This is a genomic window from Bacillus sp. ms-22, assembly GCF_009759805.1.
GTDB lineage: Bacteria > Bacillota > Bacilli > Bacillales > Bacillaceae > Bacillus > Bacillus xiamenensis.
Genome location: NZ_CP046653.1, coordinates 3431437 through 3449344, shown reverse-complemented (window position 1 = coordinate 3449344; position 17908 = coordinate 3431437). Strand labels below are relative to the sequence as shown.

The 17908-nt window shown below is 42.3% G+C and carries 16 protein-coding genes; 10 read left to right on the top strand and 6 right to left on the bottom strand.

All coding sequences use genetic code 11. The features are described 5' to 3' along the window. Positions 1–53 precede the first annotated feature (53 nt). From GPA07_RS17700 to GPA07_RS17685, 4 genes are all read left to right on the top strand, one after another. Positions 54–971 carry a proline dehydrogenase family protein gene (locus tag GPA07_RS17700; protein ID WP_157293078.1) on the top strand — a complete coding sequence of 306 codons (918 nt, stop codon included), beginning with the start codon at positions 54–56 and terminating at the stop codon, positions 969–971. A gap of 23 nt (positions 972–994) precedes the next feature. After that, positions 995–2542, top strand: coding sequence for an L-glutamate gamma-semialdehyde dehydrogenase (gene pruA, locus GPA07_RS17695; RefSeq protein ID WP_008359478.1), 1548 nt, complete (start codon positions 995–997; stop codon positions 2540–2542). A gap of 125 nt (positions 2543–2667) precedes the next feature. Continuing rightward, a complete protein-coding gene (locus GPA07_RS17690) occupies positions 2668–3900 on the top strand; it encodes a PucR family transcriptional regulator (protein ID WP_157293077.1) in 1233 nt (410 codons plus the stop codon). A 124-nt stretch (positions 3901–4024) separates the two neighbouring features. Next, positions 4025–5323, top strand: coding sequence for an arsenic transporter (locus tag GPA07_RS17685; protein WP_071168118.1), 1299 nt, complete (start codon positions 4025–4027; stop codon positions 5321–5323). A gap of 42 nt (positions 5324–5365) precedes the next feature. Here the strand turns inward: GPA07_RS17685 and GPA07_RS17680 are convergent, their stop codons facing one another. Together GPA07_RS17680 and GPA07_RS17675 are read right to left on the bottom strand one after the other, a co-directional pair. Beyond that, complete coding sequence (locus GPA07_RS17680; RefSeq protein WP_008359484.1) at positions 5366–6043, bottom strand: amino acid ABC transporter permease; 678 nt, start codon at positions 6041–6043, stop codon at positions 5366–5368. 12 nt (positions 6044–6055) lie between these two features. Further along, the gene (locus GPA07_RS17675; protein ID WP_406566834.1) at positions 6056–6871 is read right to left on the bottom strand and encodes a transporter substrate-binding domain-containing protein; all 816 of its coding nucleotides are present in this window, start codon (positions 6869–6871) and stop codon (positions 6056–6058) included. 238 nt (positions 6872–7109) lie between these two features. On the opposite strand from GPA07_RS17675, the gene GPA07_RS17670 reads away from it, so the two are divergent. After that, positions 7110–7442 (top strand): YckD family protein, encoded by a 333-nt coding sequence (locus tag GPA07_RS17670; protein WP_008359487.1) that lies wholly within the window; start codon positions 7110–7112, stop codon positions 7440–7442. Between the two features lie 51 nt (positions 7443–7493). Here the strand turns inward: GPA07_RS17670 and GPA07_RS17665 are convergent, their stop codons facing one another. Next, positions 7494–8258: an MBL fold metallo-hydrolase gene (locus tag GPA07_RS17665; protein ID WP_008359488.1), complete on the bottom strand. Its 765-nt coding sequence runs from the start codon at positions 8256–8258 to the stop codon at positions 7494–7496. A gap of 68 nt (positions 8259–8326) precedes the next feature. On the opposite strand from GPA07_RS17665, the gene GPA07_RS17660 reads away from it, so the two are divergent. Both GPA07_RS17660 and GPA07_RS17655 read left to right on the top strand, forming a co-directional pair. Then, a complete protein-coding gene (locus GPA07_RS17660; protein WP_083381094.1) occupies positions 8327–8791 on the top strand; it encodes an Lrp/AsnC family transcriptional regulator in 465 nt (154 codons plus the stop codon). A 27-nt stretch (positions 8792–8818) separates the two neighbouring features. Then, positions 8819–9625 carry an AAC(3) family N-acetyltransferase gene (locus GPA07_RS17655; protein ID WP_157293076.1) on the top strand — a complete coding sequence of 269 codons (807 nt, stop codon included), beginning with the start codon at positions 8819–8821 and terminating at the stop codon, positions 9623–9625. Between the two features lies 1 nt (position 9626). On the opposite strand, the gene comJ is transcribed toward GPA07_RS17655, so the two are convergent. The 3 genes from comJ to GPA07_RS17640 all read right to left on the bottom strand — a co-directional run bounded on the left by comJ (position 9627) and on the right by GPA07_RS17640 (position 12407). After that, the gene (gene comJ / locus GPA07_RS17650; RefSeq protein ID WP_008359494.1) at positions 9627–10016 is read right to left on the bottom strand and encodes a competence protein ComJ; all 390 of its coding nucleotides are present in this window, start codon (positions 10014–10016) and stop codon (positions 9627–9629) included. A 138-nt stretch (positions 10017–10154) separates the two neighbouring features. Next, a complete protein-coding gene (locus tag GPA07_RS17645; RefSeq protein ID WP_071168114.1) occupies positions 10155–11852 on the bottom strand; it encodes a methyl-accepting chemotaxis protein in 1698 nt (565 codons plus the stop codon). Between the two features lie 126 nt (positions 11853–11978). Continuing rightward, positions 11979–12407, bottom strand: a complete 429-nt coding sequence (locus GPA07_RS17640) for a NucA/NucB deoxyribonuclease domain-containing protein (protein ID WP_071168113.1) — start codon at positions 12405–12407, stop codon at positions 11979–11981. A gap of 367 nt (positions 12408–12774) precedes the next feature. Between GPA07_RS17640 and GPA07_RS17635 the strand changes: the two genes are divergently transcribed. The 3 genes from GPA07_RS17635 to GPA07_RS17625 are packed head-to-tail and all read left to right on the top strand — an operon-like array spanning position 12775 to position 17901. Beyond that, complete coding sequence (locus tag GPA07_RS17635) at positions 12775–14844, top strand: hydantoinase/oxoprolinase family protein (protein WP_157293075.1); 2070 nt, start codon at positions 12775–12777, stop codon at positions 14842–14844. After that, complete coding sequence (locus GPA07_RS17630) at positions 14834–16819, top strand: hydantoinase B/oxoprolinase family protein (protein WP_008359503.1); 1986 nt, start codon at positions 14834–14836, stop codon at positions 16817–16819. The genes GPA07_RS17635 and GPA07_RS17630 overlap by 11 nt, the downstream gene beginning before the upstream one ends. Beyond that, the gene (locus GPA07_RS17625) at positions 16816–17901 is read left to right on the top strand and encodes an ABC transporter substrate-binding protein (protein ID WP_071168110.1); all 1086 of its coding nucleotides are present in this window, start codon (positions 16816–16818) and stop codon (positions 17899–17901) included. The genes GPA07_RS17630 and GPA07_RS17625 overlap by 4 nt, the downstream gene beginning before the upstream one ends. Positions 17902–17908 lie beyond the last annotated feature (7 nt).

Sequence of the window (17908 nt, the reverse complement as noted above, 5' to 3'; positions counted from 1 at the left end):
CTCATGAGCCTTACAATAAAGACATAGCTTACAAAGAGTGGGAGGTGCCCTTTATGGAGTCGGTCACAAGAAATTTCTTCTTGTTTTTGTCAAAGAGCAGTCTCTTGAACCATATTGCTCGTAATTGGGGAAGTGCTGTTGCATCAAAGAAGATCATCGGGGGGAAGGATTTTGAGAGTGCTATCCCTGTCATCAAACGATTAAATGATCAAGGTATGGCTGTAACAGTCGATCACCTTGGTGAATTTGTCACAAAGGCAGAGATTGCAAATGAGCGGACGAATGAATGTATTCAAACCATTCAACGGATTGCAGAGGAAAAACTCAATTCCCACGTATCACTCAAAATGACGTCACTTGGCTTAGATATTGACGATGACCTTGTGTATCGCAATATGAAAAGCATTTTAGATACGGCGGAGAAACACCGTATTATGGTGACAATTGACATGGAGGATGAACAGCGCTGTCAAAAAACGCTAGACATCTTCAAAGAGATGAAATCTCAATATGAGTATGTCAGTACGGTCTTGCAGGCGTATTTGTACAGAACAGAAAAGGATCTTGATGACCTAAATGAGCTGCAGCCATTTTTAAGACTTGTCAAGGGTGCCTATAAGGAATCCGCTGAAGTGGCGTTTCCAAACAAAAAAGACGTCGATCAGAATTACAAGAAGCTGATCGAAAAGCAATTACTCTCGGGGAACTATACAGCTATTGCGACACATGATGATCAAATGATCGAGTTTACGAAACATATTGTGAAAAAACACAATATACGGACAGATCAGTTTGAATTTCAAATGCTGTATGGCATGAGATCAGAAACGCAGCAAGTGCTTGTGAAAGAAGGCTATCAAATGAGGATCTATACCCCGTATGGACGAGAGTGGTATGGCTACTACATGAGACGTCTTGCAGAACGACCGGCAAACATTGCATTTGCTTTAAAAGGGATGACGAGAAAATAATTTGAAACGGGAGCGTGACAAAGATGACAACACCTTACAAGCATGAACCATTTACGGATTTTAGCCAGGAAGAAAATCGCCAAGCGTTTGAACAAGCATTAGCCAAAGTAACCGAATCTCTTGGCCAAACCTATCCGCTTGTGATTAATGGAGAGAGAATCGAAACGAAAGACAAGATTGTCTCAATCAATCCGGCGAAGAAGGAAGAAGTCGTTGGCACGGTATCGAAGGCCGGAAAGGAAGAGGCAGAACAAGCGATTCAAGCTGCGGCAAAAGCATTTGAAACATGGCGCTACACGTCTCCAGAAGAAAGAGCCGGCGTTTTATTCCGTGCTGCGGCAAGCATTCGCCGTAAAAAGCATGAGTATTCAGCCCTTCTTGTAAAAGAAGCAGGGAAGCCTTGGAATGAAGCGGATGCAGATACAGCAGAAGCAATCGACTTCCTAGAGTATTATGCCCGTCAAATGCTGGAGCTGGCGAAAGGCAAACCTGTGAACAGCCGCGAGGGAGAACGCAATCAATATGTGTACACACCAACTGGCGTGACGCTCGTTATTCCGCCGTGGAACTTCTTGTTCGCAATTATGGCAGGAACAACCGTAGCACCAATCGTTACAGGAAATACAGTCGTATTAAAGCCAGCTAGTGCGACGCCTGTTATTGCGGCCCGCTTTGTGGAAGAACTTGAGCAAGCAGGTCTTCCAAAAGGTGTTGTCAACTTTGTACCAGGAAGCGGAGCAGAGGTGGGAGATTACTTAGTGGATCATCCGAAAACAAGCCTCATTACATTCACTGGATCAAGAGAAGTAGGGACACGTATTTTTGAACGTGCGGCAAAAGTGCAGCCAGGACAGCAGCATTTAAAGCGTGTCATTGCTGAAATGGGCGGTAAGGATACTGTGGTTGTAGACGAGGATGCAGATGTTGAACTTGCAGCGAACGCCATTTTCACATCAGCCTTCGGTTTCTCAGGTCAGAAATGTTCGGCTGGATCTCGTGCTGTTGTCCACGAGAAGCTGTATGACCAAGTGATCGAGCGAGTGAAGGAAATCACTGAAACGAAAACAACAGCCAATCCGCTATCGGCTGATGTCTACATGGGACCGGTCATTGATCAGGCTTCCTTTGACAAGATCACAGAGTATATCGAGATTGGCAAGCAGGAAGGTCGCTTAGTCACGGGCGGAACGAGTGATGATTCAGAAGGCTACTTCATCCACCCAACTATTTTTGCAGATCTTGAGCCAACATCTCGCTTGATGCAAGAAGAAATCTTTGGACCTGTCCTAGCTTTCTCAAAAGTCTCAAGCTTTGATGAGGCACTTGAAGTAGCCAACAACACGGAATACGGTTTAACCGGTGCGGTCATTACAAATAACCGTGACCACATCAACCGTGCGAAGCAGGAGTTCCATGTGGGGAATCTCTACTTTAACCGTAACTGTACAGGAGCTATCGTGGGGTACCACCCATTTGGCGGCTTCAAAATGTCAGGAACAGATTCAAAAGCAGGCGGCCCAGATTACCTTGCGCTGCACATGCAGGCCAAAACGATTAGTGAAATGTTTTAATATGGAAAAGCATGAACCTGTGCAGGCGGGTTCATGCTTTTTTTATCTGCCTGCGACTTGCTTCTATACAAATCTGACTGGAAAGAAGTATGATAAATGTATCACTTATTCAGGGAGCAATCGGGATGGAAGAGATATTAGAAAAGCTTCATACATTTTTTGATGTCGATAAATTAATTGCATTTATTAGTGGTTATTTAAAAAAACCGGTCATTTTAGAAAGTACTGAATGTCAGTTGCTTGCCTATAATTCTTACAGCATCCAGCAGTTCGACCCAGTCAACCAGCAAACGATTTTCTCAAAGGAATGTCCGGGAGCTGTGGTCGATTGGTTAAAGAAAACAGGAGTGATTCAGCAGCTGTACACAGATTCAAATCCTTTTTATGTGAATGGTCATGAGGAGCTCGGATTTAATCGACGGGTGGCTGTGAGTGCCAAGCATAAACAAGAGGTTGTGGGGTTTATTTGGGTGCAGGACATTGAGGATTCCCTCTCTCAGGAGGAGCTGCAATTTTTACACGAGGCATCCTTTCAGGTTGGAAAAGTCATTTATAAAAATAAGAAACAGCTGGAGAAAAAGGAAGGCAAGATTGAAGAATTTTTCAAAAAGGTCATGGATGATCATTTTTATACAGAAGAAGAGCTGAAATGGGAAGCCGAGAACTTAAGCATTCCGCTTCCAGCTGTCTTTACTGTGATGGTTGTTCATGCCGCCGATAACAAAAGTGAGACGGCAGAAGATGTGAAGGATGTGATTAGAACCTATTTGCAGCTAGAAGATAAGGTCAATCACGTCTATTCGGTGCAAGCAGATATTGTTGTCATATTAGGCAGTCTGTCAGACCGTCATTCACCGAAAGCGACTGCCGCCGATGTCATCGCTCATCTTCAATCGAAAACGCATTCACATTCGTCCCCTTTGTATATTGGGATGGGAAGAGAATATCGAGATGTCATGAAAATGAGTACAAGTCGATTTGAAGCGATAGAGGTAGTGAAGGCTGTAAAAATTGTCGGGGGGCAGGAATTGATTCCGTATGATTACGAGCATCTGGGTGTCTTTCGTTTCTTAGACTCGATTTACAGCCACCAAAAAAAGAAAAACGACTTCAATCCAGATTTGTTACGTTTGAAGGAAAAAGACCGTGGCAGCCAGACCTCTTTTTTAAAAACCCTTGAGGTTTACTTATTGAATAATTGCAAGCTAAAGCCAGCAGCAGAACAGCTGTTTATTCATCAAAATACATTAAACTATCGAATGAAACAAATCTTTGATATGACTTCGATTGATTTGAGTCATTTTAGCCAGCGGTGTGAGTTATTTATTGAATTGATGCTGATGAAGAAAGATCAATAAACGTAGAATCCGCAGGTGCACGGAATCACCTGCGGATTTTCGATTTTCATGCGAGCTGTAAAAGAGGCATACAATTGCTGCGTTTCGTTGTATGATAGATAAAGATTTGAAAGGAGGGCCACCTTTGGGATCAGTCACCTTGGCCATTTTGATTTTCATCATGACCCTCGTCCTTGTCATTTGGCAGCCAGGACGTTTAACCATTGGATGGTCAGCATGTGGGGGAGCCATTCTTGCTCTTGCCTTTGGCGTGGTTCATTTGGGCGATGTGTGGGAAGTCACACAAATTGTCTGGAATGCCACTTTTGCATTTATTGGGATTATCATCATTTCGTTAATTTTAGATGAAATCGGATTTTTTGAATGGGCGGCACTGCATATGGCAAAAGCCGCAAAAGGAAACGGTGTCCGCATGTTTATTTATTTAACATTACTCGGCGCTGTGGTAGCCGCTTTTTTTGCCAACGATGGAGCGGCACTCATTTTAACTCCGATCGTTTTATCTGTGGTGAGAGCATTAAAGTTGGATGAACGTATGGTGCTCCCATTTGTGATGGCGAGCGGCTTTATTGCAGATACGACGTCCTTGCCATTTGTCATTAGTAACTTGGTCAATATCGTATCAGCTGATTATTTTCATATTGGCTTTCTAGAATATACGGCGAACATGTTCGTGCCAAACCTTGTGTCACTTGGGGCGAGTATGCTTGTGCTTTATGTGTTTTACCGAAAGCTCATCCCGAAAACATACGATTTGTCACAGGCGAAGGAGCCAGCGTCAGCCATTCGTGATCTGCGCATGTTCCGCTTGTCTTGGTATGTGTTAGGGTTGTTGCTCGTTGGTTATTTTGCCGGGGAATTGGTTGGCATTCCGGTGTCAATTATTGTAGGAGGCATTGCCCTTGCTTTCTTGTGGCTGGCGAAAAGGAGTCCGCAAGTGGCGACAAAACGAGTCATCAAGGAAGCACCGTGGTCCATTGTGTTCTTCTCAGTCGGCATGTATGTCGTCGTCTATGGCTTGAAGAATGTTGGCCTAACAGAAATATTAGCAGCTTGGATTGAACAAGGGGCATCGCATGGCTTGCTTGCAGGAACGATGTTTATGGGGGTTCTGGCCGCAGTGCTGTCCTCTGTGATGAACAATCTTCCAACCGTTTTAATTGATGCGATTGCCATCGGTCATACCGATGCAGCAGGTGTGATGAGAGACGGACTCATTTATGCCAATGTCATCGGCTCAAACCTTGGCCCGAAAATGACCCCAATCGGCTCATTGGCGACATTGCTGTGGCTTCATGTCTTGAAGAAAAAGGGAGTCCATATCTCTTGGGGCGCCTATATGAAAGCTGGAATCATTCTGACCATACCGACTCTAATGATCACTTTATTGGGGTTATATGTGTGGTTATGGCTGATCCATTAAAGGAAAAAGAGAGCAGATCCATTGGAACTGCTCTCTTTTTTGTTATAAATATTTAGCATAGCGTTTTTCCAAAAAGTCTTGCAGCAATGAGACGACACTGCAAATGCCCCAGTAAATCAATGCGACCAAAATATACATGGTCATATAATCGAATTCTCGTCCACCCACGATTTTGGCTTGCTGGAAAAGCTCTGGTACAGTAATCATCGCCGCTAGGGAGGAGGCTTTGATTAAGTCGAGCATGACATTGGTCAACGGCGGCAGTGCAATGCGAACGGATTGAGGCAGAATGACCCCGCGCATCGTTTGCCAATAGCTGAGACCAAGTGATTTGGCGGCTTCCACCTGACCATTTGGAACAGAGGAGAGAGCCGCCCGGTTGATTTCTGCAATATATGCAGCACTATTGAAGCTGAACCCAATAATAGCAGCAGTGACAGCTGTAAACTCAATACCGATGTAAGGGAATCCGAAATAAAGGATAAATAAAATCACCAGTATGGGAACCCCGCGCATAAATGAGATATACAGCCGGGCAGGCAGTCGAAGCACCCACGAATTTGCCATTCTGGCAAGGGCAATAAAAAAGCCGAGAATGGTTCCAAAAAACATGCTCACAAAGGAAATGAGCAGCGTCAGCCAGATGCCTTTCATGACAAATGGAAACGACGCCTTTGCTAGTGCAGGATTAAAGATATATTCGAAATGAATATCTCCCACGGCTGCGGCTCCTTATTTAGAAATGTCGACATCTTCGACATCAACATCAATTTTTTTTGAGACGTCAGCATGATTAAAGAATTTCTCTGAAATCTTTTTCATTGTTCCGTCGTTTTTCATGTCTTTTAAGACACGATTCAATTCTTTCTGAAGCTCTGTATTGTCTTTTTTCATGACAAACCCTTGTTCATTTGGCATGTATTTTAAGTCAGGGTGAATCGTAATATTTAATTTAGGGAATGCAGCAAGAGCGAGTGTTTGCAAGTAGTAGTCATTCAGAATGACATCTGTTCGGCCGTTCGCGACATCCTTTAAGTATTGCTCGTTTGTGGCATTATCATAAATGACTTCTTTTGCACCGTATTTACGAGCGACATCCATATAAATCGTTGTTGCAGCACCAGCTGCTTTCTTTCCTTTTAAATCCTTTAGTGTCTTAATACCAGACAAATCATCTTTCCGTACGATAGCCGTTCCGTAGGAATATTTATAAGGAGTCGAAAAGGCGAACTTATCCTTCCTGTCATCTGTGATGTCGATATCATTTGCAGCGGCATCCACTTGACCAGAATTAATGGCGCTCAGCATACCATCATAGCCCATTTCTTTAAATTCTACTTTCACGTCAAGGCGTTTAAAGGCTTCTTTGACAACTTCAACTTCATAGCCAGTCAATTGATCCTTGCCGTTAGATGTATCATGGTATGACGTAGGATAAAGGGTGCCTGAAGTAGCAACCACGATTTTTCCTTTCTTTTGAATCTGATCCCACTTTGATTCTCCAGACTGAGATGAGCCTGATTGACTGCAAGCAGACATGACAAGCATGAGAGCAGACGCAACAAGCAGCACCCATATAGGTTTTCTATGATAAAAACGACTCATTTAAGAATCCTCCTCTATTTTTTATACAAAACAAAACATAGCACGCTTTTTCAGTTAGGACAACGTTTTCAGACGAAAAGCAAAAAAGTAAGAATATTATGCTCAATTTGATGACGTGAAATAATGTATAAAAAAGGAAAGTGCGTGCAAAATAACATTCAATAAAGGAGGGAACACAGAGATGAAAAAAAGAAGAGTCTTCATCATGTTATCTATGATGCTGTTATTATTTGGCTTTCAAGTGGAGACAGCTCATGGCGAAACACCCCAAATGGAAAAGCGTCCGGTCACGCAGCAAGTAAAATTAACGACAGAACAACAAAAACAAATTGAAGTGCTTGAGCAGCAAATTCTTTCTAAACGAAAAGAAGTGATTAAGAAATATGTTCAATATGGTGTGTTAACAAAGGAACAAGGCACGCATATCACGAAACGAATGGATGAACATTACAATCACTTAAAAAATAACGGGTTTGTTCCATTGCTGAAAAAACCACAGCACCATCGACCATAATGATGAAACCGGCAGCGAGGTGCCGGTTTTTTTATTGTTTATAGAGCCTTTTTAAAAGGTCAGGGTCTCACCATCATTAGGGACAAAAATAGATTGTTCTGCATGATGTTCTTGAATGTAAGCTTTTAATGCAGCTCTTGTTAATAAACAATGATTCACAGCCTCAAGATGACAGGCGACAATTTGAGCATTTGGCTGGGAATAGTGAATGTCCACGACCTCTTCCTTTGTCATTGTAATCGGATCGCCCTCTAGAAATTGGGCAGCCCCACTATTGACCACAATAACATCTGGCTGACATGTATTCACAACTTCTTTCGGCTCATCACACCAAATGGTATCACCTGCAATATAAAGAGTGGGCTCATCCAGGTGAGAGAAAACAAAACCGCTCACTTGTCCCATCCGTTTTGCGGTATCACCTGTCCCATGCTGTCCGCCTGTACGTTTAATATGAACACCCAAAATATTGATTTCATCTTCAATACATGTGACATGCTGAAAGCCAGCTTCTTCGACTTCTTTTCGATCTTTCTCCGATTGAGTATAGATAGGCAGCTCTTGAGCTAATTTCTTTTTTGCTTCGTCGTCAAAGTGATCCACGTGTAAATGAGTGAGCAGGACAGCATCCGGCTGTAACATCTTGTCCAAATCAATGTTTGCAGGCAGCTCGACAATTGGATTGTTTAAATGTTGATTGGCTGTATGCGGAAACGGCGGGTATGTTCCCTTTCTTGCTAAAAATGGATCAATCAAGAAAGTGGATTGACCATATTGAAGGTATAAAGTAGCTTGACGAATGAGCGTTATTTTCATCAAAAAGGCCTCCTTTTTTTCTAAGTAATTTTACAGTATATTAAAAGAGCCTCATGTGACAGAGGGGGATGAAAGTCTTTCAGCAGAAGGACTTGATTTTTGAAAGTGGTGATCCAATGCTAGACCAAACAGATATGGCCATTTTAAATGAACTCTCAAAGAATAGTCGATTGACGATGAAAGCACTTGGTGAAAAAGTTCATTTAACCGGTCAAGCAGTTGCAAATCGTGTGTTAAAGCTAGAAGAAGAAGGTGTCATTGAAGCCTATACCATTTCGATTGACTGGCGGACACAGCAGACCATTCAGACATTTATGCAGCTCTATACCAAAAGTCATCATCACGAACTGCTCCTGTCGTTTCTTCACCAAAAGGAAGAAATCAAGAACCTGTTTAAAATAAGTGGAGACGGCTGTTATATGGCCGAAGGACATTTCTCCAGTCATGATGAGCTTGATCAGTTTTTAACGGAGCTAACAAATTACGCAAATTATAAATTGTCGATCGCGGTTAAACGTCTCATTCATCAGTAATAGAAGAGACGCAGGAGGAAATAAACGATGCGAAAATTAATCGAAAATCAAGCTGAACCGATCACAAAGGAAAGAATCAAAGCAGACTTGGTTCAACTTGGTGTGAAGAAGGGCATGATCTTATGTGTCCACTCATCCTTATCATCTATGGGCTGGGTGAATGGGGGTGCTGTAGCCGTCATACAAGCATTAATGGAAACCTTAACAGAAGAAGGCACACTGATTATGCCGGCACAAACGTTAGAGCTGTCTGATCCCGCTGATTGGATTGATCCGCCTGTTCCTTATTCTTGGTGGAAATCGATCAAAGATACGATGCCTGCATTTGATCCGGCCTACACGGCTCCAACAGCAATGGGAAAGATAGCAGAAACATTTTGGAAATACCCAGGCGTAGAGAGAAGTAATCATCCTCATTTTTCTTTCACAGCCTGGGGGAAAAAGAAACATGACATTTTGAAACACCATAGGCTTGCTTATGGTTTAGGAGAAGCCTCGCCTCTTGGACGTATGTACGATCTTGATGCAAACGTACTATTGGCTGGTACGTCATTTGAGAGCCATACAGCCTTCCACCTAGCTGAATATCGAATTCCTCAGCAAGACCTCATGACTCGAGGGGCTCCTATGTTAGAAAAAGGGTGGAGAGTATGGAAAGAGTATCCAGATATCATTACAAGAGAAGAATTATTTGAAGAAATTGGTCGTGATTTTTTACATTCAGGATGTACTCATCATCATGGTCAAATCGGGCTCGCCCATTCGTATTTACTGCCGATGAGAGAATCGGTAGATTTTGCGGAAAAGTGGTTTGATCAGTTCGACAAATTGTGACTTACGCACTCCGAAAATCAAAGCAATAGAGATCTTGATCAGGTTGTTGAGAGGTATAATAGCAGGTGAGCTGATAGTCTCCTTTTGGTATGGAGAAAGACAGTACCTGTGCCATGACGCTTGTAAGATAAACGTGGCCGCTTGTATGTGTAAATGGCACTGTGATGGCTCTATCGACGGAAGATGGAGTCTCATGGCTATTTAATGTCACGACAATAGAAGCCTTTCCGTTGTTAATGCCTTCAAAGGAAATTCCTTGATCTCCAGTTGCGAATCCTTGTTGAATCGCATCATCTGTCCAATCAATAACAGGTGGTGTTTCGCTTCCTGTGTATACCGTGATTTGATGATAAGAAATAGAGAGGGAATAGGTTTTGTTTAAATCATTCATCATATCAAACTCCTTTATTAATGGATGTTGTTAGCTAGCGTTAACGTCGAAAGGTGAATGTTTGAAAGAAAAGATTCTTGAAGAGAATGTTAGGCAGCAAGACGATTGTCGCCGTCTTGCGCTCCTGTGTTGAGGGATCTAGATGTGAAATTGTGACACCATTTCTTGTAAGTCTCCTGCTAAATGGGCAAGAGCTTCTGATGAAGCTGTTACTTCTTCCATTGCTGCAAATTGTTCTTCTGTTAAACCGGCTACTTGCTGTGAATGTTCGCTCGTCAGTTTAACGCCTTCTGTGATAGAGGCAAAGGACTGTTTCGCATCAGTTGTATAAGCTGCGATTTTTTGTGATGCACTTGATAAATGTTTAATGCCATCTGCCATTTCCCTCATTGACCGCTGAATATCAATAAATGATTCCTCTGTATGAGAAATAAGAACAGCCCCTTGAGCCGCTTCCTCCCTCACTCGTTTGATTGCACTCGTCGAATGATTCATCTCTTTTTGAATTTCAGAAATGAGGTGAGAAATCATGTTGGATGACGTTTGAGATTCTTCTGCAAGCTTTCTTACTTCGTCTGCCACAACGGCAAAACCTTTTCCGTGTTCACCTGCTCGTGCTGCCTCAATAGCCGCATTAAGAGCAAGAAGGTTTGTTTGGTTGGCGATGTCTGTAATGACTTTGGAAATATGATCAATTTCGACTGAACGTGTTTCCAGCGCTTGAATCGCTGTGCCATTTTCTTCAATTGATTTTGCAATTGATGTCATTTGTGAGTTGACTTCACCAATATTCTGTACCCCTTTTTGGGCCATTTCTTGTGCGAATTGACTTCTTGTCGCCATTTGTCCCGCATTTTCAGTGATATTTTCAAGTTCGTTTGATACTTGTCTCATCGTGTGTTCACTTGCTGTCATTTGAAGGGCTTGCTGTTCAGACGATTGCGCAACCTCTTGAATGGTGTGAGTGATTTTTTCTGATGCTGCACTCGTTTCTTCTGCGCTAGCTGAAAGCTGTTCTGAAGAGGTGGCCACTAATTCAGATGTTTTCATGACATTTAAAATGGTTTGATTTAATTTCTCCCGCATCTTATTAAAATGATCGGCTAGTTCAGAAAGTTCATCCCCTGTGTGATCTGTCACATTGATTGTCAAATTTCCTTCTCCCGCACTCTTAATAGCAGATGCCATGTGTTTGAGGCGTTTCTGAATCCGTTTTGTGAAAATAGAAATAATGATAACTGAAACAATTAAACTTAGCAGCAGGACAATGAGAAATTGAATAAAGAACGACTGAAGCATTTGTGAAATCATGCTTTGATTGGCACCGGTGTAAAAAATACCAATCGTTTCACCTGAATCATTTTTGATTGGCATATAAGCCGTTTGGTAGTCTTTCCCCGCAACATTTGCTGTGCCGTAATAATGTTCTCCTTTATCTAAAACAGCGGCTTTGACTTCAGGTGAGACTTCTGTCCCTACAGCTCGTTTTCCGTTTAACATGACATTCGTGGCAACACGGGTATTTCCTTGGAAAATCGTGATTGTATCACCAGTATATTTAGCTAATTGATCAACCAATGCGTTAGAGTCATTGATTTTCGTATCGCCTTTGTAAAGCTTGTCATCTTTTATCTGCCATGAGCCCGCAATCTTTTCGTTTAAATAAGCGTAGCCTAGTTTTAAATCACCTTTTGCTTTTTCTGTGGCCATTTGCTTAATGTTCTCTGTCATTTCGCGATTCACCACATAACCAACAACCGCTGAAAATACGATGAGCACAGTTAAAAAGATCAGCATTATTTTGGCACCAAGCCTCAGTTTTCCCTTTTTCTGCATGCTTTTTGACTCCTTTAGGTATAAGGTAGGGTATCCCTCCTTAAGGATTATCGGCATAAAAAAAATGTTTGATATACCTGCATGCACTTACACGAAATTTTTTTGATACAGAAGATAAAAATGGTGCTAATCAATAATAAATTGGATTCTTGTGCCATCAGGATCATCGGATAATTGATGACTTACCCAAGAGCCTGCGCCTCTGTTATCTGATGGACGCACATATTTCACAGAAGCGCCTGTTCCTCCTTCTTTACACATTGCCATTGGCCATTCGTCTCGATCATATCCATGCTTTGTTGGGATGCCATGCAGTGATCGGTCTCTCTGCTCATCACTATTTTCTCGATCAATCGTACAAATGGAAGAATGACCTTCATCAATTGCCTCTTCTATGTGCTTGGCTGTTTCTGGATAACGATCTGATGGAAAGTGAATGGTTTTGTCATAAGAAGAGTCTGTTGTCTCTTGTTTACTTTGCTCCAGCTGGATATAGCCTGTTGCTACACCAATGACAATCAATAAAAGCAGGAGAATGGTTTTAAGAAGTTTCATAGATGCTGGCTCTCTTTCTTTTTTGCGTATTTTGTAAACAGAGTATAGCAGAATTACTTACCAATTTCTCCTCGTTTTGAAAAAACGTCTTTTAAAATTCGAAAAACGTTTTTTACCGTTTTTCCCCATTTCATATTTGGATAGAAAGCATAAAAAATTTAATTTGGCTGCTCATAAAATGATTATGCTGATGCAGAACGGCTTTATCATTGGTTTTTGGGCTAATTTCAAGATTTTAACACACAGAAATTTTAGAAAAATAAAATTGACTAGACCGATATGCTTTAATAATATGGAGTCAAATATCAAAAAAATGTTGTAATTTATCAAAATATGATTCCATTTACATTGCAGGAGGGAAGTACAAATGGCGGATGTCTCTTATCGGCTCGGAATAGACATAGGTGGAACATTTACTGATTTATCGCTGATGAATGAAGCAACAGGGGAGCTGACTGAACTCAAGACACCTACAGTGACAGATGACCCAGCTCAAGGAATTATCAATGGGCTGAATCTTCTAAAAGAAAGAGGTGTCGATTTATCCAAAATCCAATATCTTGTACACGGGATGACAATAGGTCTTAATACATTATTGCAGAGAAAGGGAGCAGATTTAGCCCTTTTTGTGACGGAAGGTTTTCAAGATATTTTGTCATTACAGCGTTTACGTCTACCCATCCCTTATGATTTCAATTCTCGATTGCCAGAACCATTGATACCACGGAAGCATGTATATCCAATTTCTGAAAGGTTGATACACGATGGTTCGATCAAAAAACCTCTCCATCTGCAGCAATTAGATGATGCTGTCCAGCAGGTCATGTCTAAAAAGCTAGCAGGTATTGTCATTTCTTTTTTACATAGTTATCAAAATCCAGTTCATGAATTACAAGCAAAAGCCTATATCAATCACCATTACCCGCAGTTAGAAGTCCTGACTTCATCTGAACTATGGCCCCAAATGAGGGAATATGAGCGGACAGTGATGTCTGTTGTTAATTTGTACATTCAACCAAAGGTGAAACAGTATTTACAAACCTTGAAAAGCCGCTTGAAACAAGAAGGTGTCCCAATTTCTCCATACATTACCCAATCAAATGGTGGGTTAATGGATGCAGAAAGTGCAGCCACTTCACCCGTTAAAACCCTTTTTTCTGGCCCGGCAGCTGGTGTAATTGGTGCGGCGAGAATTGCAACTTCTGCAAATGAACCCAATTTAATTACGTTTGATGTTGGTGGCACAAGTGCAGATATCTCGATCATTCAAAATGGGCAGCCTACAATGGCTCAATCGAATCAGCTTTCAGGATTTCCGATCATTCTTCCATCTGTTGCAATGTATTCGATAGGGGCTGGCGGAGGTTCTGTCGCATGGCTTGACCAAGGCGGGCTTCTTAAAGCAGGACCGGAATCAGTTGGCTCGCAGCCTGGACCTGCTTCTTATGGAAAGGGGAAGAAAGCCGCTTTAACTGATGCGTTCCTCATATGCGGTTACCTCAATCAAGATCGTTTTGCCGGGGGACATTTACAATTGCAGCGGTCTGCAGCGGAAATGGCCTTTCAGCCAATCGCTGATCAGCTTCATAAAACGGTCGAACAGGCGGCTGACCAGCTGATTCAAGTGGCTGTAGCCAATATGTACACGGAACTAAGCAATGTCATGGAGCAGCAAGGGTTTGATCCTAGAGATTTTAGTTTGCTGGCGTTTGGCGGGGCAGGTCCTGTTGTGGCAAATTTCCTTGCGAGAGAAATTCATGCAAAAAATGTGGTTGTTCCTCCAAGTCCTGGTACATTATGTGCGTTAGGTGCTCTAACAGCTGATTTTATTCACGATGCTGTTTTGTCTAAGAAAATATGCCTGCAAGACTATACAATTGACCAATTAAAACAAGATTATGACATGCTTTCGCGTAAAGCGGAGGATTGGTTTAGTCAGCAAAACATCCAACATATCAAAGAGACGTCCATTCTGTTATTGGCTGACGCACGCTATCAAGGGCAGGCATTTGAGATTGAATTGCCATTATCGGCGGATTGGCTGAAGCAAGAACAAGACATTCATCAACTCACTGAAGCATTCCACAATCTGCATAAACGTCAATATGGCCATCGAGATGATCAGGCGAATATTGAGTTTACTCATTTACGGGTTCGAGTCATAGGAGAGACACCACAGTTGCCTTTCTCGTCTGTTCATGAAAGCGGTGTGCAACCTTTGGAACCATATGAATATAGACGTATTTTTATAGAAGAAAAAGAGTACGAAGCAGCCGTTTACAACCGGGGTACTCTGTCAGTAGGTTCTAACGTGAAAGGACCTGCTATCATTGAGCAAGATGATACGACAACATTGATTTTGCCAAAATGGTCCGGCAACATAGACCATTCAGGAAACTTAGTGATTTCTAGGGAGGCAGCTTTACATGAGAACTGATCCAGCAAAGCTTGAGATGATGCGCAGTTATTTTAATGCGATTGCATCAGGTATGGGACATGTCATTGAGCGGACGTCATTTACGACATTTGTAAAAGAATCTGCTGATTTTGCGACAGCATTAGCCACGCCTTCTGGAGATTTCTTTGTCTATCCGAAGACAGTCGGTGTGACGATCTTTTTAGGGCTGAGTCTCAAAAAGGCGATTGAAGAAAGCGGACCGATGCAGCCTGGAGATATTATCATCACAAATGATCCTTATACTACAGACGGTTTAGCGACTCATCTGCCAGATGTTCATATCATAAAACCTATTTTTATAGAAGATGAAATTGTGAGCTATGCTTGGTCTTTTGTCCATGTAAGTGATGTTGGGGGCCTTGTGCCTTCAAGTATTTCTCCGACTGCAACCGATGTTCATCAAGAAGGATTAAGAATTCCGCCAGTGAAAATTTATGAAGGCGGAAAAGAGAATCAGGTGGTTCGGACCTTTTTAAGAGCCAACAGCCGGGCCAGTCATTTAAATGATGGGGATATCAATGCGATGATTGCAGCAGTCAATACAGCAGATGTTCGATTAAAAGAAATGATTGAGAAATTTGGAAAGAACGAAGTGAAACAAGGAATGATGGACCTGCTCAAGCAAGCCGAAGATCGTGCAGGAAAAGTAATTGAAGCCATTCCAGATGGAACGAGTGAATTTGCCGATTACTTAGATGATGATATGATTTCGGACGTGCCGATCCGATTAAAAATCAAGCTGACGGTCAAAGGGAAACAGCTGACACTGGATTTCTCTGAGTGTGACCCGCAAGTAAAGACGGCCTTTAATCTTGTCACCAATGGTCAAAAGCATTCCTTTTTATATCAAGGATTAATTAATTACATTATTAGCAAAGATCCATTTATTCCGATTAATGGTGGTATTACGTATCCGATAAACGTGATTTCTCCTAAAGGAACGCTTGTGCATCCAGAGTATCCAGCTTCTGTCGGTATTCGGCATTCCATTACAATGAGGCTGTACAATGTCGTGCTAGGAGCTATTGGCAAGCTGTTGCCTGAGGCAGTGCCAGCAGCAGGTGCAGGTCAATCTGCCATTGTTGTTCTCTCTGTTCCTGATGATCAAACAGGAGGCAGGAAAATGTCTGTTGTCGAACCGTTAGGCGGAGGCGGTGGTGCTCAAAAAGGGACGGATGGAGTAGATGGCATTGATCATTCGTCAGGCTTTTTAAAGAATACACCGATTGAGAGCTTGGAACAGCATATTGATATCCATGTACACCGATATGAGCTGCTGCCGAACACAGGTGGAGCGGGGGAATATAGAGGAGGACATGCAATTGGCTTAGCATTTGAAATGATCAAGCCTGAATCTATGGTGACAGCACGAGGAATGGAACGAATGAAGTTTCAGCCTTGGGGATTAATGGGCGGCAAAGCAGGAGCAGTTGGTGAGGTAAAACTGACCAAACCAAATGGGGAAAAACAAGACCAGCCAAAAATTGATGTCATGCGACTTGAAAAAGGCGATATTGTTCAATTGATTTCACCAAGCGGAGGCGGCTGGGGGAATCCATTTGCTAGGAAGAAAGAAAAAGTCCTTCAGGAAGTGGAAGCAGGGCTTTTAAGTGAAGAAAGAGCACTGCAGCAATATGGCGTCAAAGTCTATCTAGACCATAATGAATGGAAGATCGACGAAGAGCAGACCAGCAGGCTTCGCGAAAGGGTGAATGATGCCGAGGCTGCCTTATGGGATTTTGGAGAGCAAAGAGCAGTTTATGAGAAGGTATGGACGGACGAAGCCAGCAGTGAACTTGCTGTGCAGCTACGTTCATACCCAGCGAATGAACGTACGCACTATAAACATGCGGTTCACTCCCATTTCAGTCATAGACATGAACCGTTAACAAAGATGGATATTATTCAGGCACTTCGTCAATTGAACCAACAAAAAGGGGGAAATGAATCATGAACAGAAGATTAATCACTATATTTGCAGGGATTTTATCAATGGTTTTACTGCTGGCGGCATGCGGTGGGAACGGGCAGGATCAAAGTAAACAACAGCAAACTGTGATCGTTGGTGTCTATGGCGGGGATTGGGAAAAGAATATCAAGCCAATCCTTGAAAAGTTTGAAAAAGATACAGGAATTAAAGTTCAAACGGTCTCTGGAGCAGATTCTGAATGGTTTACAAAATTAAAAGCATCAAATGGTAAAAATCCACCGTATGATCTGCTTATTTTACAGCCTGATACGATTCAAAGAGGGATTGCAGCAAACGTTCTTTCGCCTATTGACGAAAATAAAGCACCGAATGTGAAGAAGCTTTATCGTTCTGTTCAAAAGAAACTCACTGTTGATGGAAAACAATATGCAGCAGGCTTTAGTATGGGGCAGCTAGGGATCGCTTATAGAAAAGACCTTGTCAAGCAGGAACCGAACAGCTGGACAGACCTATGGAGCAATCAGCTGAAAGGGAAGATAGCTATTTCTTCTCCGACCTATGCAGCTGGCTTGCAATTTTTCTCTGCACTTGTCCACGCTCAAGGAGGGACAGAATCAAACCCGAAGGATATTGATAAAGCATTTAAAAGTCTAGCACAATTAAAAGGGCATGTAGCTGCTTTTCCAGATAACCCAGGGTCTATTCAAACGTTGTTAGAACGTGGTGACGTTACGGCAGTTCCGTATTGGGATGGTCGAGCATTTGCACTTGAAGAAGAAGGAATGAATATTGGGTTCTCTTATCCGAAAGAAGGCGCTGTAGCAGCTGTAGCGAGCTGGGCGTTAACGAAGGGAAGTCAGCATGAGGACGCGGCTTATAAGCTATTAAACTACTTAAGTGGAAAAGAAGCTCAGGAGGTTTTCTCTGAAAAATCTTACTATGGCATGTCGAATTCTGATGTGAAATATGGGGACAAGATTAAGGGGAAAGTGAAGGTTGGCGAGAATTATTATAGCAAGCTGACTTGGGTAGATTACGAAACAGCGACTTCGGAGCTTGGTCAGTGGACAAATCGCTGGAACGAAGTTTTAGGTGGAGGAAAATAGGTGATCG